Annotated in this window: 21 protein-coding genes; 15 read left to right on the top strand and 6 right to left on the bottom strand. The window is 68.3% G+C overall.

Annotated elements, in window-relative coordinates; genetic code table 11:
• Nucleotides 1–11: 11 nt before the first annotated feature.
• The 10 genes from BN1193_RS13435 to BN1193_RS13385 all read left to right on the top strand — a co-directional run bounded on the left by BN1193_RS13435 (nt 12) and on the right by BN1193_RS13385 (nt 10,522).
• Nucleotides 12–1,175: a flavin reductase family protein gene (locus tag BN1193_RS13435; protein ID WP_040168336.1), complete on the top strand. Its 1,164-nt coding sequence runs from the start codon at nt 12–14 to the stop codon at nt 1,173–1,175.
• A gap of 54 nt (nt 1,176–1,229) precedes the next feature.
• Nucleotides 1,230–2,654 (top strand): aldehyde dehydrogenase family protein, encoded by a 1,425-nt coding sequence (locus tag BN1193_RS13430; protein WP_040167316.1) that lies wholly within the window; start codon nt 1,230–1,232, stop codon nt 2,652–2,654.
• A 29-nt stretch (nt 2,655–2,683) separates the two neighbouring features.
• Nucleotides 2,684–4,162 (top strand): aldehyde dehydrogenase, encoded by a 1,479-nt coding sequence (locus BN1193_RS13425; RefSeq protein ID WP_230206504.1) that lies wholly within the window; start codon nt 2,684–2,686, stop codon nt 4,160–4,162.
• Nucleotides 4,159–5,241: a Zn-dependent alcohol dehydrogenase gene (locus tag BN1193_RS13420; RefSeq protein WP_040167314.1), complete on the top strand. Its 1,083-nt coding sequence runs from the start codon at nt 4,159–4,161 to the stop codon at nt 5,239–5,241. The genes BN1193_RS13425 and BN1193_RS13420 overlap by 4 nt, the downstream gene beginning before the upstream one ends.
• A 106-nt stretch (nt 5,242–5,347) precedes the next feature.
• Entirely contained in the window at nt 5,348–5,869 is a 522-nt protein-coding gene (locus BN1193_RS13415; RefSeq protein WP_195907867.1) for an FAS1-like dehydratase domain-containing protein, read from the top strand.
• Nucleotides 5,870–5,871: 2 nt separating this feature from the next.
• On the top strand, nt 5,872–6,342 hold the full coding sequence (locus tag BN1193_RS13410; protein ID WP_040167313.1) for a MaoC/PaaZ C-terminal domain-containing protein: 471 nt from the start codon (nt 5,872–5,874) through the stop codon (nt 6,340–6,342).
• Complete coding sequence (locus BN1193_RS13405) at nt 6,339–6,659, top strand: DUF7508 domain-containing protein (protein ID WP_040167312.1); 321 nt, start codon at nt 6,339–6,341, stop codon at nt 6,657–6,659. Before BN1193_RS13410 ends, BN1193_RS13405 begins: the two co-directional genes overlap by 4 nt.
• A 3-nt stretch (nt 6,660–6,662) precedes the next feature.
• Complete coding sequence (locus BN1193_RS13400) at nt 6,663–7,844, top strand: acyl-CoA dehydrogenase family protein (protein ID WP_040167310.1); 1,182 nt, start codon at nt 6,663–6,665, stop codon at nt 7,842–7,844.
• An 11-nt stretch (nt 7,845–7,855) separates the two neighbouring features.
• Nucleotides 7,856–9,619 (top strand): acyclic terpene utilization AtuA family protein, encoded by a 1,764-nt coding sequence (locus BN1193_RS13395; protein WP_040167308.1) that lies wholly within the window; start codon nt 7,856–7,858, stop codon nt 9,617–9,619.
• 204 nt (nt 9,620–9,823) lie between these two features.
• A complete protein-coding gene (locus BN1193_RS13385) occupies nt 9,824–10,522 on the top strand; it encodes a GntR family transcriptional regulator (protein ID WP_052460777.1) in 699 nt (232 codons plus the stop codon).
• 25 nt (nt 10,523–10,547) lie between these two features.
• On the opposite strand, the gene BN1193_RS13380 is transcribed toward BN1193_RS13385, so the two are convergent.
• Both BN1193_RS13380 and BN1193_RS13375 read right to left on the bottom strand, forming a co-directional pair.
• Nucleotides 10,548–10,982: a cupin domain-containing protein gene (locus BN1193_RS13380; protein ID WP_052460776.1), complete on the bottom strand. Its 435-nt coding sequence runs from the start codon at nt 10,980–10,982 to the stop codon at nt 10,548–10,550.
• Nucleotides 10,982–12,370 carry a flavin monoamine oxidase family protein gene (locus tag BN1193_RS13375; RefSeq protein ID WP_040167307.1) on the bottom strand — a complete coding sequence of 463 codons (1,389 nt, stop codon included), beginning with the start codon at nt 12,368–12,370 and terminating at the stop codon, nt 10,982–10,984. The genes BN1193_RS13380 and BN1193_RS13375 overlap by 1 nt, the downstream gene beginning before the upstream one ends.
• 215 nt (nt 12,371–12,585) lie before the next feature.
• On the opposite strand from BN1193_RS13375, the gene BN1193_RS13370 reads away from it, so the two are divergent.
• Nucleotides 12,586–12,993: a cupin domain-containing protein gene (locus tag BN1193_RS13370; protein ID WP_195907866.1), complete on the top strand. Its 408-nt coding sequence runs from the start codon at nt 12,586–12,588 to the stop codon at nt 12,991–12,993.
• 67 nt (nt 12,994–13,060) lie between these two features.
• On the opposite strand, the gene BN1193_RS13365 is transcribed toward BN1193_RS13370, so the two are convergent.
• The 4 genes from BN1193_RS13365 to BN1193_RS13350 all read right to left on the bottom strand — a co-directional run bounded on the left by BN1193_RS13365 (nt 13,061) and on the right by BN1193_RS13350 (nt 17,850).
• Nucleotides 13,061–14,152, bottom strand: a complete 1,092-nt coding sequence (locus BN1193_RS13365; RefSeq protein WP_094770513.1) for an extracellular solute-binding protein — start codon at nt 14,150–14,152, stop codon at nt 13,061–13,063.
• Nucleotides 14,153–14,291: 139 nt separating this feature from the next.
• Nucleotides 14,292–15,368, bottom strand: coding sequence for an extracellular solute-binding protein (locus BN1193_RS13360; protein WP_040167304.1), 1,077 nt, complete (start codon nt 15,366–15,368; stop codon nt 14,292–14,294).
• 145 nt (nt 15,369–15,513) lie between these two features.
• A complete protein-coding gene (locus BN1193_RS13355; RefSeq protein WP_040167303.1) occupies nt 15,514–16,593 on the bottom strand; it encodes an extracellular solute-binding protein in 1,080 nt (359 codons plus the stop codon).
• A 180-nt stretch (nt 16,594–16,773) separates the two neighbouring features.
• The gene (locus BN1193_RS13350) at nt 16,774–17,850 is read right to left on the bottom strand and encodes an extracellular solute-binding protein (RefSeq protein WP_040167302.1); all 1,077 of its coding nucleotides are present in this window, start codon (nt 17,848–17,850) and stop codon (nt 16,774–16,776) included.
• A gap of 240 nt (nt 17,851–18,090) precedes the next feature.
• Between BN1193_RS13350 and BN1193_RS13345 the strand changes: the two genes are divergently transcribed.
• The 4 genes from BN1193_RS13345 (at nt 18,091) to BN1193_RS13330 (ending at nt 23,218) form a co-directional block, all read left to right on the top strand.
• On the top strand, nt 18,091–19,173 hold the full coding sequence (locus BN1193_RS13345; RefSeq protein ID WP_052460774.1) for an alcohol dehydrogenase catalytic domain-containing protein: 1,083 nt from the start codon (nt 18,091–18,093) through the stop codon (nt 19,171–19,173).
• On the top strand, nt 19,170–20,564 hold the full coding sequence (locus tag BN1193_RS13340) for a flavin monoamine oxidase family protein (protein ID WP_040167301.1): 1,395 nt from the start codon (nt 19,170–19,172) through the stop codon (nt 20,562–20,564). Before BN1193_RS13345 ends, BN1193_RS13340 begins: the two co-directional genes overlap by 4 nt.
• Before the next feature lies 1 nt (nt 20,565).
• Nucleotides 20,566–21,954: an FAD-binding oxidoreductase gene (locus BN1193_RS13335; RefSeq protein WP_040167300.1), complete on the top strand. Its 1,389-nt coding sequence runs from the start codon at nt 20,566–20,568 to the stop codon at nt 21,952–21,954.
• A 181-nt stretch (nt 21,955–22,135) separates the two neighbouring features.
• Nucleotides 22,136–23,218 (top strand): extracellular solute-binding protein, encoded by a 1,083-nt coding sequence (locus BN1193_RS13330; protein ID WP_195907865.1) that lies wholly within the window; start codon nt 22,136–22,138, stop codon nt 23,216–23,218.
• Nucleotides 23,219–23,254: the final 36 nt, after the last annotated feature.

Here is a 23,254-nt window from a genome sequence, read left to right as displayed (position 1 = left end):
AGGAGAAGATCATGAGCGACCAGCCGGTCCCCGTCATCGACGCGATGCACTTCCGTCGCACGCTCGGTCAATACCCCACGGGTGTCGTCGTCATCACCGCGGTCACCGACGGTGAGGTCGTCGGTATGACCGTCGGTTCCTTCGCCTCCGTGTCCATCGATCCGCCGCTGGTGGCGTTCTTCGCGACGTCCACCTCCGGCTCCTGGCGCGCGATCCGCGAGTCCGGGACGGCGTTCTGCGTGAACGTCCTCTCCGCGGACCAGGAGGACGTCTGCCGCCAGGTGGCGAGCCGGAAGAGCGACAAGTTCGAGGGCATTCCGCTGCGGATCACCGAGCGCGGCCACGCGGTGCTCGAGGAGGCGCTGGCGTACATCGAGTGCGAGACCGAGGCGATCCACCCCGGCGGAGACCACGACATCGTGGTCGGCCGCGTGCTGAACCTCGACATGCAGGGCACCACCAACCCGCTGCTGTTCTTCCGCGGTGGCTACGGCGCCTTCATCCCGCTCTCGCTCGCCTCAGCGGATGCCGGCCTGGCCTCGCAGATGCGGTTCGTGGACGTCGCGCGCGGCGCGATGGAACGGCTCGCCGGCGATCTCGACGCCGAGGTCAGCGCCGTCTGCACCGCGGGTGAGGATCTCGTCATCGCGGCGACCGCCGGACCCCTGGTGCGCCCGGAGATGATCACGCGAGTCGGTCAGCGCTGGCCGTTCGCGCCGCCGACCGGAGCGCTGTTCGCAGTCCACCGCGACGAGGCGGAACGGCGCCGCTGGCTGACCCGTGCCGCGGAGAAGTTCGGCGCGGGAGCCGCGACCGAGCTGCTCGAGCGCGTCGAGGCGGAGGGGGCGGTGTACGCGGTCGGCCCGGTCGACAGCCAGGCGCCGCTGTTCGACGTGCTCTCGCTGGACGTGCCTCTCGACCTCGTCCATGAGCACGCGGCGGCGTACAACCCGTCCGTCGACGAGGTCACCGGCGAAATCGATCTGCGCTTCGTCTCCGCCCCGATCGTGGTGGGCGGGGAGATGGTCTTCGAACTGTCCGCGTGGGGCCGGCGGCAGCCGCTGACCAAGGCCCAGGCGCGTCAGATCATCGACCGCGTGAAGGCGTGCGCCGCCGAGATCAGCACGATCATCATCGACGCCGGTCTCGTCCCGAACGCCGCGGCAGCGGTCTGAACTCTCGATCACACCTGACGCACCGCGTCACCGGAAAGGAAACTGAAGGCAGTCATGGAGTACGACAAGCACGACCACATCTTCGTCGGCGGTCGCTGGATCCCCGCGCACGGACCGTGTGACATCGACGTCATCGCGCCCGCCACCGAGCAGGTGATCGCCACGGTGTCCCGGTGCGACGACGTCGATGTCGACGCCGCCGTCTCGGCCGCCCGTGGCGCGTTCGACGAGTGGAGCCGCAGCTCGCTCGAGGACCGCAGCATGTACTTCGAGAAGATGGCGAGCCTGCTCGAATCGCAGATCGACGACGTCACCGACACGATCTCCACGGAGGTCGGACACCCGCGCAAGCACGCCCGTGTCGCCCAGGTGATCGGTGCCGTGGACGAACTGCGCATGATCGCGAAGGACCTGCATGACATCGCGTGGGAGGAGCAGCGCGGGGGCGCGACCGTCCGCCGCGTTCCGGCCGGTGTCGTCGCGGCGATCACCGCGTGGAACGCGCCGCTGCGCTCGATCGTGAGCAAGGCCGGTGCCGCCATGGCCGCCGGCTGCACCGTCGTGGTCAAGGTCAGCGAGGTGGCGCCGCTGTCCGGCTACATCTTCGCCGAGATCGTGCGTCAGTCCGGTGTTCCGGCCGGCGTCTTCAACTTCCTGGTCGGCACCGGCCCCGAGGTCGGCGAGGCTCTCGTCCTGCACCCGGATGTGGACATGGTCTCGCTGACCGGTTCCGTCGGCGCGGGCAGCCGCGTGATGGAGCTCGCGGCGCGCGGGGTCAAGCGCGTGCACCTGGAGCTCGGGGGCAAGTCCGCGCACATCATCATGGGCGACGCACCGCTGGAGGAGGCGATCGGCGTCACCGTCGAGGACGCCTTCCGCAACGCCGGTCAGGTGTGCGGTTCGCTCTCGCGCGTCCTCGTTCCGCGCGAACGCCTCGCCGAGGCCGAGGAACTGCTCGCGCGCAAGGCCGAGTCGTTCGTCATCGGTGATCCGTTCGCCGAGGAGACCACGCTCGGCCCGGTGAAGACCGCGCGCCAGCGGGATCGGGTGCGCTCGATGATCGAGGATGCCGTCGCGTCCGGCGAAGCCCGCCTCGTCACCGGAGGCGCGGAGCAGCCGGAGCACCTCGAGGACGGGTACTTCATCCGGCCGACGGTTTTCTCCACCACGAACGACTCGCGCATCGCTCGCGAAGAGGTCTTCGGCCCGGTGATCAGCGTCATCCCGTTCGAGGACGTCGACGACGCGATCCGCATCGCGAACGACTCCCCGTACGGTCTCGCCGGCGGTGTCTGGGCGGGCGACCCCGCCGACGCCCGCGCGGTGGCGACGCGGATCCGGACCGGACGAGTCCGCATCAACGGCAAGCCGCTGGACAAGAACGCTCCGCACGGCGGATTCAAGCTCTCCGGCATCGGCCGCGAGTGGGGCCGGTACGGCATCGAGGAGTTCCTCGAGTACCAGTCCCTCATGGGCTGAACCCGAGCACGCAACGACGACGCGGAGAAATGACGGACATGCTGCAGGACAACGGACTCTTCATCGACGGTGAGTGGACCGCGGCGACCGGCGGAGCGCCCGCGCTCACGGTCGTCTCGCCCCTGACCGAGCAGAACATCGGCGAGGTGCAGTCCGCCTCGGCGGGAGATGCCGACCGGGCCGTGCAAGCCGCACGCACGGCGTTCGATGAGGGTCCGTGGCCGCAGATGTCCGGACCGGAGCGGGCCGCCGTGCTGCGGCGAATGGCGGCGGCGTACCGTGACCGCGCCGAGAGCGTGGCGCAGACGGTGACGGCCGAGATGGGGTCGCCGATCACGCTGTCCCGGACGATCCACAGTGTGCGTCCGAGCGAGATGCTGGACTTCTACGCGGACATCGCGGAGAGCTACGGCTTCGAGCAGGTTCGCGCCGGCCGCAACGGTGACGCGATCGTGCGCAGCGAGCCGGTCGGTGTCGTCGCGGCGATCGTGCCGTGGAACTACCCGCAGACGGGCGCGATGCTGAAGGTCGCTCCGGCGCTCGCGAGCGGGTCCACCGTCGTGCTGAAGCCCTCGAAGGACACTCCGGTGGACGCGCAGGTCTTCGGTGAGGTGGCCGCGGAGGCGGGGCTGCCGGCCGGTGTGCTGAACATCGTGTCGTCCGGTCCGGGCGTCGGGGATGCACTCGTGCGGCACGACGGTGTCGACAAGGTTTCCTTCACCGGGTCCACGGAGGTCGGCGCGGGCATCGCGTCGGCGTGTGGGCTGGCGATCCGACGGGTCAGCCTGGAGCTGGGCGGCAAGTCCGCCGCCATCGTGCTCGCGGACGCCGACCTGGACCGCGCGGTCCCCGGCATCATCGCCTCGTCCTACGCCAACACCGGTCAGACCTGCACGGCGCAGACGCGCGTGCTGGTGGCGCGCTCGCGGTACCGCGAGTTCGTCGACGCGTTCGGCGCCGCGGCGGCCGCACTCCCGCTGGGCGACCCGTTCGACGCCGCGACCCGACTCGGGCCGCTCGTCAGCGCACGCCAGCGTGAGACGGTCCGCGGGTACATCGACGTCGGGCGCGGTGAGGGTGCCCGACTCGTGACCGGCGGCAACGACGCCGCGGTGCCGGACACGGGGTGGTTCGTCGCCCCGACCGTCTTCTCCGACGTCGACCCCGGCATGCGGGTCGCGCAGGAGGAGATCTTCGGTCCGGTGATCGTCGTGATCCCGTTCGATGACGACGCCGAAGCGATCCGCATCGCCAATGACTCGCAGTACGGCCTGTCCGGTGCCGCCTGGTCCGAGGACCTCGACCGCGCGCTGCGCGTGGCTCGTGGCGTCCGCACCGGGCAGTACCTCATCAACGGCGCCAGCGCGGGGCTGATCGCCCCGATCGGCGGTTTCAAGAAGAGCGGTATCGGCCGGGAGTTCGGCGTGGAGGGCTTCCAGGCCTACCTCGAGATCAAGTCCATCTCGGTCCCGTCCGGCTACCTGAGCGTTGCGGGGGCGGGCGCATGAGGGCCGCGGTCTTCCGCGGTGCGGGCGAGCCGCTCGCGGTGGAGGAGGTCGTCGTCGCCGACCCGATCGGCCAGGAGGTGCGCGTGCGCACCGTCGCGGCCGCCGTCTGTCACAGCGACCTGCACTACTTCCGCGGTGTGCTGCCGGTGCAGACGCCGATGATCCTCGGTCACGAGTCCGCCGGGGTCGTCACGGCCGTCGGGCCGGACGTCACCGGAGTGCGCGTCGGTGACCACGTCGTCACCTGCAACTCGGTCTTCTGCGGCCAGTGCCGCTCGTGCGTGAGTGGAACGCCGGCACGCTGCACGGCCAAGCCCCGCTTCCGTTCCGCGGATGAGGCGCCACGGTTCTCCGACGCGGACGGCGAGATCAACTCCCTCGCCGGCATCGGCGGGTTCGCCGAGGAGATGGTCGTGCACGAGCACGCCGTCGCCGTGATCGATCCGGCCATGCCGATGCGCACCGCCGCGCTGCTGGGCTGCTCGGTCGTCACCGGTTTCGGTGCCGTGTTCCACACCTCCCCGGTGCGCCCCGGACAGGACGTCGCGGTGATCGGCTGCGGTGGCGTCGGACTGAACGTCGTCCAGGCGGCGCGCTTCGCCGGAGCGCGTCGGATCATCGCCGTGGACCGCGTGGACTCCAAGCTGGAACAGGCCAAGCTGTTCGGTGCCACCGACGTGGTCAACACCACGAACACCACGCTGACCGAAGCGATCGGCGCGCTGTCCGAGGGCGGCGTGGATCACGTGTTCGAGGCCGTGGGCCTGAAGCAGACGATCGAGGACGCCTGGGGCGCGCTGCGTCCGGGTGGCACGGTGACGGTGATCGGCGTCGTGGACCCGAACCTGCGCATCGAACTGCCGGCGCGTTCGCTCGTGCAGGAGAAGCGCCTGGTCGGCTCGCTGATGGGGTCGAACCGCTTCCGCATCGATGTGCCGCTGTACGCCGAGCTGTACCTGGCCGGCCGGATCCGGCTCGACGAGCTCGTCGGTGATGTCACGGACCTCTCCGGCATCGAGGACGCCTTCGCCGCGATGGCCTCCGGTGAGGCGCTGCGCACCGTCGTCGAATTCGCCTGACGCGAGAGCCCCGATCGGGTTGCCCTGAGACTCGTTTGCCTCTAGGCTGATCGGAAATAGGAACTTTAGATCGCAATAAGGAAATCCCCAACGGTGAGGAATGAGCATGAGTGAAGAAGTCGTCCTTCTTCCGGTCGATGAAGCGCTCATCGACGACATTCGCAAGAACATCGGCGTGACGCAGGAACAGGACCTCGGCGTGATCGAGGCCCTGACGATGAAGCGGTACGCGCGTTCGGTCGGTGAGACCAATCGGCTCTACTACGACAGCGAGTACGCCCGCTCCTACGGTTATCGCGACATCATCGCGCCGTGGAACCTGCTCGTCTCCGTCCTGGGCTGGGCGGAGGGCTCGGCCAACGAGGACCTGCGCGTGGACGGGACCGAGGTCGGCGCGACGCTGCCCGGACTGCCGGCCAGCGGCTACCGCCTGATGGGCGGCGGCGAGGCGATGGAGTTCCTCGCGCCGGTGTACCCGGGCAGCCACCTCACGATGACGACCACGCTGGTCGAGGTGGAGCCCCGCGAGACCCGCAGCGGCCTGATGGCGATCACGAAGCTCAAGCGCGAGTACTTCGCCGACGGCGACCCGGTGCTCGTTTCGATGCAGACGATTCTGGTGAGGTGACCATGGAACAGCAGACGATCTTCGACGATGTCGAGGTGGGCCAGGCGTTGGACGGCTTCGAGGTCGTGCCCAGCAAGGTGCAGATGATGCGCTACTGCGCCGTCACGTGGAACATGCACCGCATCCACTTCGACGAGGTCTACGCCGAGCAGGAGGGCTACCCCGGTGTCCTGGTGCAGTCGCACCTGCACCAGGGGTTCCTCACGCAGCTCGTGACGGACTGGATGGGCCCGGCCGGACGCATCGTCTCTCTGGAAGCCACCAACCGCCGCTTCGCCATCGCGGGGCAGACCCTGACCCTGCGCGGCACCGTCACCGCCGTCGAGCCGATCGATGACCAGCGCGGTCGCGTCCACCTCGACATCGAGGAGGTGCGTCTCGCGGATGACACCGTCTGCGTTCCGGGCTCGGCGGTCGTCGAACTGCCGACGCGCGCCGCGTGTGACGCCATCGTCGCCGGACGTGCGGCGTGAGCGGCCTGCCGATTCGGCGCGAGTGGATCGCCGCCGATGACGAGGCCGGCCGGCGGGCGCTGCCGGTGACCACCGGCGTCTACGAGCTCGCCGACGCGGAGGGGCGCACGGTCGTCCTCGGCATCGCCGGCGGCCGCAGCAAGTTCGGCCTGCGCAGCGCGGTCGTGGATGCGCTGAGCGCGCACCCCGCCGCGACGACGTACCGGTACGAGATCACCACCAACTACATGTCCCGCGTCTACGAGCTGGAGTGCCTGTACGCACCCACCGTCACCTGGAATCCCGACAGCGCGCCGGTCGGCGCGCGAAAGGCATGAATCATGCAGCTTTCCCTTGATGAAGAAGAACTCGCGCTCCTGAGCGAGGTCCGTCGCTTCGTGCAGAAGGAGATCGTGCCCCTCGAGCACGACATGGATCCGGACGCCGTCGAGCTCGACCCGGAGAACTACGCGCGCCTGGTCGAGAAGACCAAGGAGATGGGCCTGTACAACCTCGAACTCCCCGAGGAGTTCGGTGGGCCCGGCATCTCGACGACGCTGCACTGCCTGATCGCGATGGAGACCTCGCAGCACCGGGCCGGACTCTACGCCGCCGCCTACAACGTCTTCGGCCACCCGGGCCAGATTCCGCTGCTGTCGGCCTACGCGAACGATGACCAGAAGGAGCGCTATCTCTACCCGTCCGTGCGCGGCGAGAAGAAGGCGTGCTTCGCCCTCAGTGAGGCCAGCGGCGGCAGTGACCCGGGTCGCTCCATCATCACGCGCGCCGTCCAGGATGGGGATGACTGGATCATCAACGGCAGCAAGCTGTGGATCAGTGGCGCGCTCGAGGCGGACTTCGCGGTGCTGTTCGCTCGCACCGGCGGCCCCGGCCGCGACGGCGTGACCGCGTTCCTCGTCGACACCGACACCCCCGGCTTCACGGTGTCCAGCGTCGTGCACACGCTGCGCTCGACCAAGCCGGGCACCGAGATCGCGCTGCAGGACGTCCGCGTGCCGAGCGCGAACATCCTCGGCGGCCTCGGCAACGGCTTCAAGATGGCCAACCACCGGCTCGCGAAGAACCGCATCCCGTACAGCGCCGCCTGCGTCGGCGTCGCCGTCAAGGCCCAGGAACTCGCCGTCGAGTACGCCAAGGTGCGTCAGGCGTTCGGTGAGAACCTCATCGATCACCAGGGTCTGAACTGGATGCTCGTCGAGAACGAGATGGATATCCGCAACGCCACCATGATGGTGCTGCTGGCCGCCGACCGCGCCGATCGCGGCCTGCCGTTCCGTTCGGACGCCGCGGCCGCCAAGATCGCCGCGACCGAGGCTGCCGCGCGCGTGGTCGACCGCGCCATCCAGGTGCACGGTGGCATGGGTGTGTCCAAGGAGATGCCGCTCGAGCGCTGGTACCGCGAGCTGCGCATCCGTCGGATCGGTGAGGGTGCGACCGAGGTGCAGAAGATGCTCGTCGGTCGTGAGCTCAAGTACAACCCCTACAAGTTCTTCCTGTACTGAGGAGTATCGCCATGGCGCGCCCCCTGATCATCGGCAACTGCTCCGGCTTCTTCGGCGACCGGCTCGCGGCCGCGCGGGAGATGGTCACGGGTGGGCCGATCGATGTGCTCACCGGCGACTGGCTCGCCGAACTGACCATGCTCATCCTGGCCAAGGCCCGCAGCCGGACGCCGGGTGCGGGTTACGCCTCGACGTTCTTGAAGCAGATGGGTGACGTGCTCGAGGAGTGCCTCGACCGCGGGATCCGCATCGTCTCGAACGCGGGTGGGCTGAACCCGGCCGGTCTCGCCCAGGCGATCGCCGACCTCGCCGCCGAGCGCGGCCGGACGCCGAAGATCGCGTACGTGACCGGTGACGACGTGCTTGAGGCGCTGCCGGGCATGCTCGCGTCGGGGGCGGCACGGCCGTTCCCGAATTCGCCGGAGATCGATCCGGACAAGGTGGTGAGCGCGAACGCGTACATCGGCGGGTGGGGCGTGGTCGAGGCGCTGCGCGCCGGCGCGGACGTCGTGATCACCGGCCGGACCACGGACGCCGCTCTGGTGTGCGCACCGGCGGCGTGGTGGCACGACTGGGCCCGCGACGACTGGGACCGGCTCGCCGGCGCGGTCGTGGCCGGACACGTCATCGAGTGCGGCACGCAGGCGACGGGCGGCAACTACTCCTTCTTCACCGAGGTCGCGGACATGCGCCGCATCGGCTTCCCGTGGGCGGAGATCCACGAGGACGGCAGTGCGGTGATCGGCAAGCACCCCGGCACGGGTGGGGTCGTCAACCGCGAGACGGTGCTCTCGCAGCTGCTCTACGAGATCGGCTCTCCGCTGTACCTCGGACCGGACGTCGACGCGCGCTTCGACACCCTCGCGGTGACCGAACTCGACACGGATCGGGTACGAGTGTCCGGTGCCGTCGGACAGGCCCCCTCCGGGCTTCTGAAGACCTCGATCAACATGATCGGCGGCTACCGGAACGACCTCAGCGTCGCCCTGGTCGGCCTCGACATCGAACGCAAGGCCGAGCTGCTCACCGAGCTGTTCTGGGACGCGTGCCCGTACACGCCGGAGGACTACGACGCCGTCGACGTGCGGGTGCAGCGCACCGACGTCGAGGACCCGGACACGAGCGAGCGCGCCACGGCCACGTGGAGCATCACGCTGAAATCCACGCGGCCGGAACTGGTCGGCCGGCGTGCGTCCGGCGCCCTGGTCGAGCTCGCGCTCGCCAGCATCCCGGGTTTCTACCTGCTCAGCGGTCCGCCGTCCGAGGGCCGAGAGTTCGGCGTCCACGCCTCAGCGCTCGTTCCGCTGGCTGCGGCGCATCAGACGGTGCACCTGTTCGGCGGCGCGGAGATCGACGTCGCCGACCTGGACGTGACCGAGCGTGACGCGCAGTTCGCACCCGAGGTCGCAGCGGCCGAGGAAACGGAGCCCATCACGGGCGACACGCGACGCGTGCCGCTCGGGCAGCTGGTCGGTTCGCGGTCCGGCGACAAGGGTGGCGCGGCCAACCTCGGTCTGTACGTGCGGGATCCGCGCGTGTGGCCGTGGCTGGACGCGCACCTGACCACGGAACGGTTGCGTGAACTCATTCCCGAGGCCGCCGATCTCGCCGTCGACCGGCACCGGCTGCCGAACCTGCACTCGCTGAACTTCGTCATCCACGGCTTCCTCGGCGACGGCGTGGCGGCGTCCACCAGAATCGACGCGCAGGCGAAGAGCCTCGGCGAGTGGATCCGGGCACGCGCAGTCGATGTGCCCGTGGCACTGCTGGACTGATGCGCGCCCTCGTCCGATCGGTCGGTTCTGCCCTGGTGTGGTCGGTCGGTTCTGCACTCGTGCTGCGGTCGGTCGGTCCCGCCCTCGAGTGGTCGGCCGGTTCTGCCCTCGTGCTGCGGTCGGTCGGTTCCGCCCTCGTGCTGTCGGTCGGTTCTGCCCGCGCAGGTGCAACGCATAGGATGGTCCGAACGCGAGAGGGGCACAATGCCTGAGACATCGTCGCGGCGGGTTCCGACGGCGCGCCGGAGTGATTCCCGACGCCTCGCGGAGCACATCTTCCTCACCGTCCGCACCCGGATCCTCGCTGGCGAGTACCCGCCGGGCAGCGCCCTGTCCGTGGAGGACCTGGGTGCCGAGTTCGACACCAGCCGGCAGCCCGTCATGGACGCCATGCGCCGACTGGCCGGGGCCTGGCTGGTCGACATCATTCCCCAGGTCGGGTGTCGGGTCGCGAAGTACTCCCTGCAGGAGTCCGTCGACCTGATCCACGTCACGGCCCAGTTCGAGGGCGAGGTGGCGGCGCTCGCCGCACGTCGCGGCACCGACGAGCAGATGGAGCAGCTCCGACTCTGCAACGAGCGGATGCAGCAGACTTCAGACAGCGCGGACCTGATCCCGCAGGCTCGGGAGATGCATGAGCTCATCCTCGCGGCCGCCCACTCGGAGGGCGTCGCGCGGGCGAGCGCACAACTGTGGGAGTTCGGTCACTTCGGCTGGACCTCCGCGGTGCAGGACATCAGTCCGGTCTACATCGCGGATCCCGCCTACTCGCGTGCGAACATGGGGGCGCTCATCGCCGCCGTCACCAGCCGCCAGACCCGTCTGGCGCGAGTGTGCGCGATCCAGTGGCTCACCGGCGCCCTGCTCGCCGCGCAGATCGACCTTCCGCCCGACCTCGCCTGAGCCCGGGGGCGGACCGGCCCGACGCTCAGCCCCAGGGATTCGTGGGAGTGCGCGGGTCGCGCACCGGGGTGGTGGCGTAGTCCGCGTCCGTCACGGGCTCGAGCCAGTCGACCTGGTCCTCATCCGTACCGGACAGCTCCCACATCGCGAGGTGGCGCATGTACCCGTCGGGGCCGGCGCCGTGCCAGTGGTCCTCCTCCGCCGGGCACTCGACGGTCTCACCGGCGTGCACCTCCGCGACCCCGTCACGTGTGCCCACGAGGGCGACGCCGTCCAGGACGTACAGGGTCTGGCCGCGGCGGTGGCGGTGCCACGTCGTGCGCGCGCCGGGAGCGAAGTGCACGATGCCGCTCTGCATGAGCGATCCCTCGCGGCCGTACGAGATCATCGTGTACCAGGCGTCGCCGGTGTAGATGGTCGGGTCGGCGGGTGTGGCGCCGTGGGGGAGGAAGACCTCCATCAGGCGGGGACCTCGGCGCCGCTGAGCGCTGAGACGACCTCGCGTGCCGCGCGTCGGCCCGACTGGACGGCGCCGCCGAGCGCGTCGACCAGGCCGGTGTCCGCGCCCGCCCAGTGGAGCGGTCCGATCGGCTCGCGCAGGTGGCGACCGACCGTGCTGAGCACGCCGGGCGGCAGGTGGAGCGAGCCGCAACCGGCCGACCAGGAGTCACCGATCCAGTCGAAGTAGTGCACCTCGCGCGGATGGGCGGCCTCGGGGCCGAAGTACTCGACGAGCTGGGCGACGTACGCCGCCTTCAGCTTGTCCTGGTCGCCGACCAGCTCGGTGAAGGAGAGGTCGTCGCTGCCGGGCGTGCGCGCCCACCGACCCGCCGAGAGCGGGCGGCGTCCGCACAGGATGCCCTCCTCGGCGTCCGGGAGGGAGACGTCCATGATGAACTCCGCCGGCAGCGACCCCATCGCGACTCCGGAGAGGCCGTTGTCGCGCCAGAAGGGGCGCTCGTAGACGGCGTAGATCTTGGAGGAGTGGTACGCCAGCCAGCGCTCCTGGAGCGACACCCGTCCGGCCGGCAGCGCGGGGATCATCTGGATGCGCGAGACGATCGAGGGCTCCGGCGTGAGGATGACCCGGCGTGCGGCGACGCGGCCGCCGTCGTAGGCGATCACGGCGTCTGCGCCGGTGCGGTCGATCGAGCGGACCGGCGAAGACAGGCGGATCTCGGTGGACAGCCGGTCCGCGATCCGCTTCGTGATCTCGGAGGTGCCCTCCACGAAGCGCAGGTTGAAGGTGTCCATGCCGCGCAGCGACCCGTACTTCGAGATCCACCACAGGATGGTCAGCAGAGAGATCTGCTCGGCGTCCACCGGGAGGTCCAGGAGCACGCGCTCGCGCACCTCCGGGCGGGTGGCGGTGCGCTCGACCCAGGACGAGAACAGTTCGTCGTCCCATTCGCGTGCTCGCGGTGCGTCCCACGGGGCGTCCGGGGTGACCGACTCCACCATCTCGCCGAGACGGTCGAAGACGGCTTCCAGCTGCGCCGAGGCCTCCGGGTCGTCGGCGAAGGGCGAGGTCTCCTCGAACCGCTCGCCGTGCGAGATCCGCACCGTGCTGCCCGGGTGACGCGGGAGGGGGACGGCGACCATGCCGAGTTCCGCCGTGAGCTCGGCGAGGTCCTGGTGGAATGCGCCGGTGAACTCGGCGCCGCGCTGCAGCACCCGCGTTCCGACGTCGGCGCCTTCGACGCGTCCGCCGATGCGGTCGCGTGCCTCCAGAATGAGGATGTCGGTGATGCCCTGTGCTTCAAGCTCTCGGGCTGCGGTCAGCCCGGCGAGCCCGGCTCCGATCACGACGACGTCGAACCGCTCGATTTCCTGGCTCTCGTTGCTCACGACTCTCCCTTGAGTTCACTATTACAGAACAAAGTCTGCCAATAGGACGCTATCCGTCGATCGTGACCGGTGTCAACGGCGAAGCATCGCCACCAGGGCCCAGGTTGACGTTCTCCGCCTCTGGAATAAGTTCACAATTACAGATTGAAGTCTGCTAGTAAGAATGAGATCGTGCCGCGTCAGGCAGCGCCACGCACCAACAGGAGGAGAAGATCGTGAGAATCGTACGAGGGCGCACCGCGGACCCGGTTCGACTGGTGACGGAGGGGCAGACCGGCACCCTGCGTCTGGACCCCGTGCTCGCCGAGGAGGGCGTGCGCGCGTTCGAGGCCGTGTTCGATCCGGGCGCTCGGACCGACTGGCACACCCACGAGGTCGCCCAGATTCTGGTCATGGGATCCGGCGAGGGAATCATCGCCAACCGCAACGGCGAGGAGCATCGTCTGCTCGCGGGCGATGTGGTCTACACCGGTCCCGATGAGGAGCACTGGCACGGGGCGTCGCCGGACGTGTTCGTGACCTACTTCGTGATCTCGCTCGGCGCGACGCACATGGTGGGCTCTCCGGTGACGGACGACGAGTACGCCGAGACCTGGGCGCGAATCGCGCCGAGCGGCGACTGACGACGCAATCAGAAACGGGGCTCGGTCGCATCGCGATCGGGCCCCGCTTCTCGTGTACGCGATCAGCTCAGCTGACGATCCACACGTTCCATCGCTCGAGGATCGTGCCGATGTTGTCGAGGTACCAGCGCTCGTCCATCGGGAAGAAATCGTCGCTCGTGAGCACGCCGGCCCAGTCGCTCAGTTCGTCCGGCACGGGCAGCTGGTCCTTCAGCATGACGGCGTAGCCGGCCTTCGAGACGAGCATCTCGGCGAGGCCCTTGCGGTTCTCGATGATCGACTTCAGGTACTTGTTCGCGGCCTCCGGGTTCGGCGCGCCCTTCGGAATCCCGATCGCCGCGTAGGCACCGACGCCGTCCTCCTGCACGAAGCGGATGTCCCGCTCGGGGTTCTGGTCCGCCATGATCTTCGTGTCCCCCGCGCCGTTCAGCATCATGCCGCACTGCCCGGTGAGGAGGTTCTGGCCACCCTCGGCGGTGTTGCTGAAGAAGAGGATGTCGCTCTTGATGCGATCCAGCTGCGCGTAGACCCGGTCGAAGTCGAAGGGATAGATGTCCTTGGGGGCGACACCGTCGTGGACCAGCGCGGCCTCGAACAGGCCCGAGTACATCGGGAAGTTGGACACGCACCGCTTCCCGGGGAACTTCTCGGTGTCGAAGAAGTCGCCGATGCTCGTCGGGTGGTTCGGGTAGACCGCCCCGTCGTAGGCGAGGCCCATCGTCCAGGAGGCGAAATCGATGCCGTAATCATCCACGTGGTCGTCCTGCACGAGGTCGGTGGGCACGACGTCACGATCGATCTTCTGCAGCAGACCCTGCTCGATCGCCTGCTGCTTCTCGGCGGTGCTGCAGAAGACGTAGATCGACGCCGTCACGTTCCCGGCCGCGACCTCCTGAGCGAGAGTGTTGATCCCGCAGTCACCCTTGGTCACCGTGATCTCACCGCCCGTGTCCGAGGTGTAGCCCGCGAACAGGGTCTTGCCGAGCTGCTGCTCGTACTCCTCCGTGTACCCGCCGGAGGCGGCATAGACGAAATCGGCCGAGGCGGACCCTTCGCTCGGCCCACCGCTGCACGACGTCATGAGCGCGGCGGCACCCACGAGTGCCGTCACTGCGGCGAACTTCCTGCTGAATCTGAACACCATTGTTCCCTTCTTCATGCGGATAAGCAGAATTCAGCTCGAGAATGTGAACTTCATTCGGCGCTGGGACTCTCATGGCGCTTCCCGCGCAATGTCAAGGAATGCCCCGGCCCCCGCACGCGAACGTGCGGGGGCCGGGTTCGGGAACGGGTGTCTCTCAGCCGACCAGCCAGGTGTTCCAGCGCTCGGAGATCTCGCCGAGGTTGTCCATGTACCAGCGCTCATCCATGGGGAAGAAACCGTCCCCGGTGAGGACTCCGGACCAGTCCTTGAGTTCATCAGGCACGGGAATCGGGTCCTTCAGCAAAACCGCCGGTCCGGCCACGCCGATGAGCATCTTCTTCAGCCCGTCACGGTTCTCGATGATCGACTTCAGGTAGGCGTTCGCCGCCGTCGGGTTCGGGGCGCCCTTCGGGATGCCGATCGCGGCGTAGGCGTCGACGCCGTCCTTCTGGACGAACTGGATGTTCCGATCGGGGTTCTGGGCCTGCATGATCTTCGTGTCGCCGGCGCTGGTCAGCAGCAGGCCGCACTGCTTCGTCAGCAGGTTCTGGCCGCCCTCCGCGGTGTTCGCGAAGAACAGGATGTCGTCCTTGATGCGGTCTAGCTGAGCGTAAGCGCGGTCGAGGTCGAGCGGATAGATGTCCGCCGCGGCGACACCGTCGTGGAGCAGGGCCGCCTCGAACACCCCTGCGTACATGGGGAAGTTGCTCACGCAGCGCTTGCCGGGGAACTTGTCCGTGTCGAAGAAGTCGCCGATGCTCGTCGGCGCGGTCGGATAGACGTCACCGTCGTAGGCGAGTCCCATGGTCCAGGCGCCGAAATCGATGCCGTACTCGTCGACGTGATCGTCCTCGACGAGATTGGTGGGCACCACCTTGGGATCGATCTTCTGCAGCAGTCCCTGCTCGGCGGCCATGGCCTTTTCAGCGGTGGAGCAGAACACGAACACCGAAGCGGTGACGTTGTTCGCCTCGACCTGCTGGGCGAGGGCATTGATGCCGCAGTCGCCCTTCTGGATCGTGACCTGGCCGCCCGTCTGTTCGGTGTAGGTGGAGAACAGGCTGCGGTCGATGAGCTGCTCGTACTCCTCGGTGTACGCGCCCGCCGCGAAGTAGACGAAGTCGGCGGACTCCGTGCCGGCCTGGGAGGCGTCGCTGCTGCACGCGCTGACCGTGAGCGCGACGAGCGCGGCTCCGACCACGGTGGTGATTGCCCTGCGGGTGGTGAACATCGTCGTCCTCTCAAGCGTGGGGGTCGCGGAATCAAGTTCGTCAATACGAACTTGATTCCGCGAATGGAGCATAAGCGGCGTCGGCTCCGAACGTCAAGAGGCGGACCCGATCGTGATCGAGCCCGCCCCCTTCACGCGGAATCCGTTACTCGAGCAGCCAGGCGTTCCACTCCGCGAGCATGCTGTCGTAGTTGTCGCGGTACCAGATTGCGTTCTGGTCGAGGTAGCCCTTGCGAGAAATCATGCCTTCCCAGCCCGCGAGGTCGGCGGGCACCGGGAGGGGGTCGGCCAGCACGATCGGGGTGACGGCGGTCCGGCTGAGCATGTCACTCTGAGCGTCACGATTCTCGATGATCGACTTCATGTACGCGCTCGCGGCCGCCGGGTTCGGCGCGCCGGTCGGTATTGCCATGGCGGAGTACGCGTTCAGGCCGTCCTCCTGCACGAACCGCAGATCGCGATCGGGGTTCTCCTCGGCCGTCAGTTTGAGGTCTCCCGCGCTGGTCATCAGCAGCGCGCACTGGCCCGTGAGGAGGTCCTGATTTCCCTCAGCGCTTCCGGCGTAGAACAGGATGTGGTCCTTGATGCGATCCAATGCCGCGTATGCGCGCGGGAGATCCGGCGGATACACCGCGTCCGGGCTGACCCCGTCCGAGAGCAGCGCGGATTCGAGTGCGCCCGCGGTGACGGGGTAGTTGCTCAGGCAGCGGGTGCCCGGGAATCGCTCCAGGTCGTAGAAGTCGGCGATGCTCGTGGGCGGTGTGCTCACGGCGTCGGCGTCGTACGCGAGCCCGATGTTCCAGGCGCCGAAGTCGACGCCGTACTCGTTGAAGTGCCCCTCGGCGACGAGGTCCGTCGGGACGACGTCGGCGTCGTACTTCTGCACGAGCCCCTCCGTGATCGCCTGGTCCAGCTCGGCCTTGTTGCAGAACACCCACAGCGACGACGTGACGTTCCCGGCGGAGACCTGCTGCTCGAGTGTGCTCAGGCCGCAGTCGCCCTTCTGCATCGACACGACGCCCCCGGTGTCCGCGGTATAGCCGGCGATGATCGTCTGCTTCTGGGCCTCTTCGTATTCGCCGGTGTAGCCCCCGGCGGCGAAGATCGTGAAGTCGGCCGAGGCGGACTCCTCGGTGCCGTCGGCGGCGCCGCTGCAAGCCGTCAGCAGCAGGGCGGCGAGCGCGGTGACTCCGGCGGCGGCCCAGGGCGCGGTGCGTGTGGACATCTCGTTTCCTCTCGTCGTCGTAATACAAACTCGAGTTCGTAATGACGAACTCGATGTGCATCCGGAGCCTAGGAGGCGGCGCGAGCGGGTGTCAAGAGCGCCGCGGTGCCGGCAGAACGATGAACGGCGGGGGTGTGGACCGAGCCGTCCGCACCCCCGCCGCCGCGGGACGTCAGCGCGTCAGGAGACCAGCCAGTCGTTCCAGCGCTGCAGGATCGTGTCGAAGTTCTCGAAGTACCAGCGCTCGTCGGAGGTGAAGAAGCCCTTGCCGGAGAGGAGTCCGGACCACTCTTCGAGGCCCGCCGGTGTCTCCAGCGGCTCGGTGAGCAGAACCGGGACGACGACGGTGTTCGCGAGCATTTCGCTCTGTGCGTCGCGATCCTCGATCACGACCTTCATGTACTCGTTCGCGGCGGTGGGGTTCGGTGCGCCCTTCGGGATGCCCATCGCCGCGAACGCGTTCACTCCGTCCTCCTGGACGAATCGGATGTCGCGGTCGGGATTCTGATCGGCCGTGATCTTCGTGTCGCCGGCGCTCGTGATCAGCAGGCTGCACTGTCCGGTGAGGAGGTTCTGGTTGCCTTCCGCGGTTCCGGAGAAGAAGAGGATGTCGCTCTTGATGCGGTCGAACGCGGCGTAGGCGCGGTCGAGGTCCATCGGGTAGATGTCCTCCGGGGCCACACCGTCGTGGAGGAGTGCCGCCTCGAAGATGCTGGAACCGACGGGGAAGTTGCTGACGCAGCGTTTGCCGGGAAAGGTCTCCGTGTCGAAGAAGTCGCCGATGCTGGTCGGCGCGGTCTTCACGGCGTCCGCATCGTATGCGAGTCCCATCGTCCAAGCGCCGAAGTCCACGCCGTACTCGGTGTGGTGGTCCTCCTGGATGAGGTCCACCGGCACCACGTCCGTGTCGATGGGCTGCAGGAGGCCCTCCTCGGCGGCGATGTCCAACTCGGCGGTGCTGCAGAACACCCACAGCGAGGCCGTGACGTTGTTCGCCTGAACCTGCTGCGCGAGATTGCTGATGCCGCAGTCACCCTTCTGCACCTGCACCTGGCCGCCGGTGGCTTCGCCGTAGGCTGCGAAGAGCGTCCGCTCGATCACCTTCTCGAACTCGCCGGTGTACCCACCGGCGGCGAAGTACACGAAGTCGGGGGAGGATGCGTCGCCGGCTGCGGGGGACCCGCTGCAGGAGGTCAGCAGCAGGAGCGCGGCTGCGGTGGCGCCCGCAGCGATGATTGGTTTCGAACGTGTAAACATTTCTGTCCCTCTTTCGCGGGGCGAGGTACTCTGACATATCACTCGTGGTCGAAAGCCCGGGCTTTGGGTGATATTCAGGGTTTCTGGCATGTATGGGGCGTTGACTCCGGCATATCCTGCCCCTAGCATTACGTATATAGCAAGTAACGTTCGTATATCAGAACATGTTCAGTGGTGAGCCTTGCAGTGGCGTTCGGAGGACCCTCCGCGCCGCGGGCGTAGCCGGACAGGAGTCATTCGGTGCGTGCCGCCCAGCTCATCGCCCCCGGCGAGGTCGCCCTCGTTGAGGTGCCGGACCCGCGCATCGAGGCGTCCACGGATGCCGTCGTCCGCGTTGTGGCGGCGGCTGTCTGCGGATCGGACCTTCACGACTTCCGCGACGGTCCGCGCGTGCAGCCCGCGCCCATGGGGCACGAGTTCATCGGCGTCGTCGAGGACATCGGGACTGACGTCGCCACGCTGCGTCGGGGAGATTTCGTCATCGCGCCGTTCGCGATCTCCGACGGCACGTGCGACTTCTGCCGCGAGGGACTGCACGTGGCCTGCCGCAACGGCGGCTACTGGGGTGACCCCGCATTCGGCGGGGGCCAGGCGGAGGCCGTTCGCGTGCCGTACGCCGACGGCACTCTGGTTCGGGTGCCGGCCACGATCGCACCCGACGATCACCGCGCGTTGCTGACTCTCGCCGACGTCTTCTGCACCGGGTGGTACGGCGTGCGGGAGGCGGGCGTCGGGCCGGGCGATCGGGTCGTGATCATCGGAGACGGTGCGGTCGGGCTGCTCGCCGTGCACTCCGCCAAGCTGCGCGGTGCGGAGGAGATCGTGCTGATGGGCTCGCACGAGGACCGGATCGCGATCGGCGAGCGGTTCGGCGCGACGACCGTGGTCCGAGCGCGCGGCGCAGAGGGCATCGCGCAGGTGCGGGAGGCGAGCGGCGGCGACGGGTATCCCGCCGTCGTGGACGCCGTCGGCTTTCGGTCCGCGTACGAGCAGGCCGTGGGCGTCGTCCGTCCCGGCGGTGTCATCTCCCGCGTCGGCGTGCCGCAGAATGAAGAGGCACCCGTCGGCTACGGCTCCCTGTTCGGCCTGAACGCGCGGTTGGTGGGGGGAACGGCACCCGTCCGTGCCGTCATCGATGAACTCCTCGCGCTCGTCCTGGACGGACGCGCCGATCCCGGGTGCGTCATCGACGCGGAGTTCGGACTCGACGAGGTTGCCGAGGCCTACACGGCCATGGCCACCCGCACAGTGATCAAGGCGCTGCTGCGGCCCGATGGTTCGCGGGCAGCGCGTCGGCTATCAAAGGAAGTGAGTGGTCAATGAGGATCGAAACACGGCTGGACGGCGAGGTCACGGCCGACGTGATCGTCGTCGGCGGCGGCATCGCCGGGCTCGTCACCGTTCATGAGCTCGCGCGACGCGGAATCACCGACGTCGTGCTGCTCGAGGCCCGCGACCGCCTGGGCGGATGTGTCGAGGGCGTCACGCGCGAGAACGGCCGTCTGCTGCAGCGCGGTGCGGAGTTCACCGGCGCGTTCCAGCACGCGCTGATGCGAGTGATCGATCACCTCGGGCTCGAGGTCGAGAAGCTTCCGCGCGTCGAGGGCGATCTCGTACGCGTCGAGAACGGACAGCGCCACGTCGAGGCGTGGCCGTTCGCGAGCGATGACGAGACCGGCGCCGCCTACGGCGGCCTGTACGAGAAGCTCGGCGAGATGGTCGGCCAGATCTCGGTCGCCGAACCCTGGAACGCGCCCTCCGCCGCGGAGTGGGATGCGATCACCTTCGAGGACTGGCTGGTGCGCGAGTGCGACATCCCCGCGGCGCGAGAGGCCGTCGCGCTTGACCTCGGCTACGACACGCACGAGGTGTCCCTGCTCAGCATCGTGTGGTGGATCGCGAAGTACGGCTCCATTCAGGGCATGGACGAGTTCGACAGCCGCGTGGTCACAGGTATGTCGAGTGTCGTGGACGGCCTGGTCGCCGCGTCCGAGAACGTCGCCTACCTCAACTCTCCCGTGACCGCGGTCGCTCAGGACGCCGACGGCGTCACCGTGTCCACGGCGTCGGGAACCGTCCGCGCGTCATCCGTGGTCCTCGCGTTCGATCCCGGAATGGCCGGGCGCATCGCATTCACCCCCGAACTGCCCGCACAGCGGGCCGCCTTGATCCGGCAGTGGGGTGGGTTCCACGACTGCAAGGCCTACTTCGTCTACGACCGCCCGTTCTGGCGCGAGCAGGGTCTGAACGGCACGCTGCGCGGCCAGAGCGTCGTCGAGTTCGGCATGGACGTCTCGCCGACGGACGCCAGTGAGGGCGTCCTCTGCATGCGGCGGCCGCTGACTCCCGGTCGCTGGGAGCGGGTGGCTCCCGAGGGCGGTCCGGCGTTCGACGACCTGGTCGGCGACGCGGACGCCTTCTTCGCGGTCGCGATCGAGCAGATGGTCGAGTACCTCGGGGAGGAAGGGCGGAACGTTCGCGAGTTCCACTACTTCGAGTGGGAGGGCGATGAGTGGTCTCAGACCTGCGGCCTGAACCGCTTGGCCCCGGGTGTGCTCACCTCCGCCGGGCCCGCGCTGTTCGAAAACGTGGGGCGGATCATCTTCGCCGGTGCGCAGCACGGCTTCGAGGACACGCTCAGCGGAGCCGCCGAATCCGGCGAGCTCGCGGCGGCCGCAGCCGAGCGTCTGCTTTCCGTGACTGAGGAGGTCTGAGATGACGAACGGACTGGAGAACTTCAGCGGCGAGCTGGTCTGGCCGGACAGCCCCAGGTACGACGACGCTCGCAGCGTCTACAACCAGCGGATCGACATGCGCCCGGCTCTCGTGGCGCGGTGCCGGACGACGGCCGACGTCCAGATCGCGTTGCGGTACGCCCGCGCGAACGACCTCGAGGTCGCGGTGCGCAGTGCGGGAAACAACTACAACGGATTCTCGACCTCCGATGGCGGCGTGGTGATCGACCTCGGTGCGATGACGGACGTCACGATCTCACCGGAGGACGCCACCGCCTGGGTCGGCGGCGGCATGACCGGCGGCGTGCTGCTGAAGGCGGCCGAGCCGTACGGCCTGGCGCCGGTGACGGGTGTGATGTGCGAGACCGGTCTCGGGCTGATGCTCGGCGGCGGATTCGGACACCTCCGCAATCGTGCGGGGTGGTCGGCGGACCAGATCCTCGGTGCCGAACTGGTCACCGCGGATGGGGAGATCGTTCGGGTCGGCACGGAGGAGAACCCGGACCTCCTCTGGGCTCTGCGTGGCGCGGGGGCGAACTTCGGCATCGTGACGGCGCTGCGGCTGCAGCTGCACACGATGCCGGCCGAGGTCGTCAGCGGGGCGATGTACTGGGGCGAGGACCGCATTGCGGAGGGACTCCGCGCTCTCCGCGACGTCCTGGCCGTCGCGTCGCCGGACTTCTCCGTCGCGGGCTGGCTCAAAGCTGCCGATGCGCGTGCCGTCGTGGGCGGCCCGCCGGAGCACCTCGCCGGCAAGCGGTGCCTGGAGATCACCTACGTGCACTGGGGTACGCCCGAGGACGCGGCAACCGCCGTCCAGGCGCTGCAGGATGCCGGTTCGCCGGATGCCGTGGTCCCCATGAGCGTCACCTACCGGGGCCTGCACGAGCGGTGGAAGGGCACCGGCGCGCGGATGACCTGGGACGGCGTGTCCGCGCGGACGCTGTCCGAGCCGGTGATCGACCTGCTCGTCGCCACGACGCGGGAGAGCATCATCCCCGGATCACGACGCTGCATCGAGCTGTTCGACCAGCGGGGAGCGCTGGCGACGGAACCCACCCTCCCGAGCTCGCAGCCGCGCGCCCTGGAGACCGCCTGGAGCCTGCGCCCGGGCGTCAGCAGCGTCGACCCGAGCATGGACGAGCCCAACGACCGCTGGGCCCTCGACTTCCTGGCGGCGGTCCTCGATCTCGAGGATGGAATCCCGGACGCGTGCGGGCTGAATTCGACGAGCTGGGTGCCGGACGCCGAGCGCGTCCGAACCCACTACGGCGCCGGGACGGCGCGCCTGGTCGAGCTCAAGCGCACCTGGGATCCGGAGAACGTCTTCCGCAAGAACCAGAACATCGACCCCGCTTGGGTGGTCTGACATGCGATCGATGCTGTTTGGATATAAGAACAACCGTTCACAAACCAAAACAGCGGTGATAGCATCGCAGGACGACGAGCTCCTCACGAACGGTGAGGTCGTGAGTCCAGAACACAGAGAAGTGATCGCCGACCGCACCCGATTCAGCCGGGGCAGCGGACGCGGCCGGAAGGGTACGAAGATGTCCACACGAATGCGACGGGCCGGGCTCGCGCTCGCCAGTGCCCTGGCGCTCGGCACGGTGCTGGCGGGCTGCGGCTCGTCAGCGGGCGACGCCGGGGACGGTAAGTCCCTCAATATCGTCTACTTCGAGGGCGGTCAGGGCAGCGACGAGTTCTTCGACGCGATGAAGACCACGCTCTGGACGGCGTTCACCGACAAGGGCGGCGTGATCGACCGTCAGGCCGGCGACTGCGGCATCTCGCGCCTCGCGCAGCAGGTCCAGGCGAACAACGTCACGCCCTCGATCTGGCACTTCTGCAGCATCGGCGAGATGCAGCAGGCCATCGACGACGGTCTCCTCCAGAAGCTCGACACCAAGGTCGTCCCGCTCGACCTGCTCACCGACGACACGCAGACGGAGTACGGCGTCGGTTGGGGTGTCTGGCACATCGGCCTGATGTACGACGCGGACACCGTGTCGAAGCCGATGACCAGCATCGCGGACTTCTTCGACACGAAGACCTTCCCCGGCAAGCGCTGCGTCCAGAACGCACCGCCCCAGTACACCGGGATCCTGGAGGCCGCGCTGCTGCACCTCGGGACGAAGCCGGCCGACCTGTATCCGCTCGATTTCGACAAGGCCTACGGCGAGCTCGACCGCATCCGCAGCGACATCATGCTGGTGAACAACGCCGCGGAGGGCAGCCAGAACATGCTCACCGGTGAGTGCGGCATCGCGCTGGCGTCGGCGGCGGACGCTCGCTGGCTGCAAGCGGAGAACCCCGACCGCCACATCGAGTTCGTGCAGCAGGACGGCATCCGCGCGATGGCCGCCCTGGGCATCCCGAAGGGTGCGCCGAACCCGTACGGCGCCAATCAGTACCTCAAAGACGTGATCGAGGACCGCTCCGCTCAGGAAGGCCTTCTCGAGGCGACCGGCGTGGTGCCCTTCATGCTGAAGGACCCGATCGAGGTCCCCAAGTCGCTGGCGGGCTGGGAGGAGTCCCTCACCGGAAAGAACTGGATCCCGATGGCGGAGCGCTGGTACCAGGACAACTTCGACTCCATCTTGACCCGCTGGAACGCCTGGGTCGTCGGCTGATCGACTCCCGGTCCGCGCGGCTCGCGCCACGCGGAC

The organism is Microbacterium gorillae, assembly GCF_000826185.2.
In the GTDB taxonomy this organism is placed as follows: domain Bacteria; phylum Actinomycetota; class Actinomycetes; order Actinomycetales; family Microbacteriaceae; genus Microbacterium; species Microbacterium gorillae.
The sequence above is the reverse complement of the archived record's forward strand: the minus strand, read 5'-3'. Positions and strand labels throughout refer to the sequence as shown.

What these genes read in the sequence shown, in the direction of transcription:
- BN1193_RS13435 (WP_040168336.1), top strand. Translation starts at nt 12, where the DNA reads ATGAGCGACCAGCCGGTCCCCGTCATCGACGCGATGCACTTCCGTCGC.
- BN1193_RS13430 (WP_040167316.1), top strand. Translation starts at nt 1,230, where the DNA reads ATGGAGTACGACAAGCACGACCACATCTTCGTCGGCGGTCGCTGGATC.
- BN1193_RS13425 (WP_230206504.1), top strand. Translation starts at nt 2,684, where the DNA reads ATGACGGACATGCTGCAGGACAACGGACTCTTCATCGACGGTGAGTGG.
- BN1193_RS13420 (WP_040167314.1), top strand. Translation starts at nt 4,159, where the DNA reads ATGAGGGCCGCGGTCTTCCGCGGTGCGGGCGAGCCGCTCGCGGTGGAG.
- BN1193_RS13415 (WP_195907867.1), top strand. Translation starts at nt 5,348, where the DNA reads ATGAGTGAAGAAGTCGTCCTTCTTCCGGTCGATGAAGCGCTCATCGAC.
- BN1193_RS13410 (WP_040167313.1), top strand. Translation starts at nt 5,872, where the DNA reads ATGGAACAGCAGACGATCTTCGACGATGTCGAGGTGGGCCAGGCGTTG.
- BN1193_RS13400 (WP_040167310.1), top strand. Translation starts at nt 6,663, where the DNA reads ATGCAGCTTTCCCTTGATGAAGAAGAACTCGCGCTCCTGAGCGAGGTC.
- BN1193_RS13395 (WP_040167308.1), top strand. Translation starts at nt 7,856, where the DNA reads ATGGCGCGCCCCCTGATCATCGGCAACTGCTCCGGCTTCTTCGGCGAC.
- BN1193_RS13385 (WP_052460777.1), top strand. Translation starts at nt 9,824, where the DNA reads ATGCCTGAGACATCGTCGCGGCGGGTTCCGACGGCGCGCCGGAGTGAT.
- BN1193_RS13380 (WP_052460776.1), bottom strand. Translation starts at nt 10,982, where the DNA reads ATGGAGGTCTTCCTCCCCCACGGCGCCACACCCGCCGACCCGACCATC.
- BN1193_RS13365 (WP_094770513.1), bottom strand. Translation starts at nt 14,152, where the DNA reads ATGAAGAAGGGAACAATGGTGTTCAGATTCAGCAGGAAGTTCGCCGCA.
- BN1193_RS13360 (WP_040167304.1), bottom strand. Translation starts at nt 15,368, where the DNA reads ATGTTCACCACCCGCAGGGCAATCACCACCGTGGTCGGAGCCGCGCTC.
- BN1193_RS13355 (WP_040167303.1), bottom strand. Translation starts at nt 16,593, where the DNA reads ATGTCCACACGCACCGCGCCCTGGGCCGCCGCCGGAGTCACCGCGCTC.
- BN1193_RS13350 (WP_040167302.1), bottom strand. Translation starts at nt 17,850, where the DNA reads ATGTTTACACGTTCGAAACCAATCATCGCTGCGGGCGCCACCGCAGCC.
- BN1193_RS13340 (WP_040167301.1), top strand. Translation starts at nt 19,170, where the DNA reads ATGAGGATCGAAACACGGCTGGACGGCGAGGTCACGGCCGACGTGATC.
- BN1193_RS13335 (WP_040167300.1), top strand. Translation starts at nt 20,566, where the DNA reads ATGACGAACGGACTGGAGAACTTCAGCGGCGAGCTGGTCTGGCCGGAC.
- BN1193_RS13330 (WP_195907865.1), top strand. Translation starts at nt 22,136, where the DNA reads ATGTCCACACGAATGCGACGGGCCGGGCTCGCGCTCGCCAGTGCCCTG.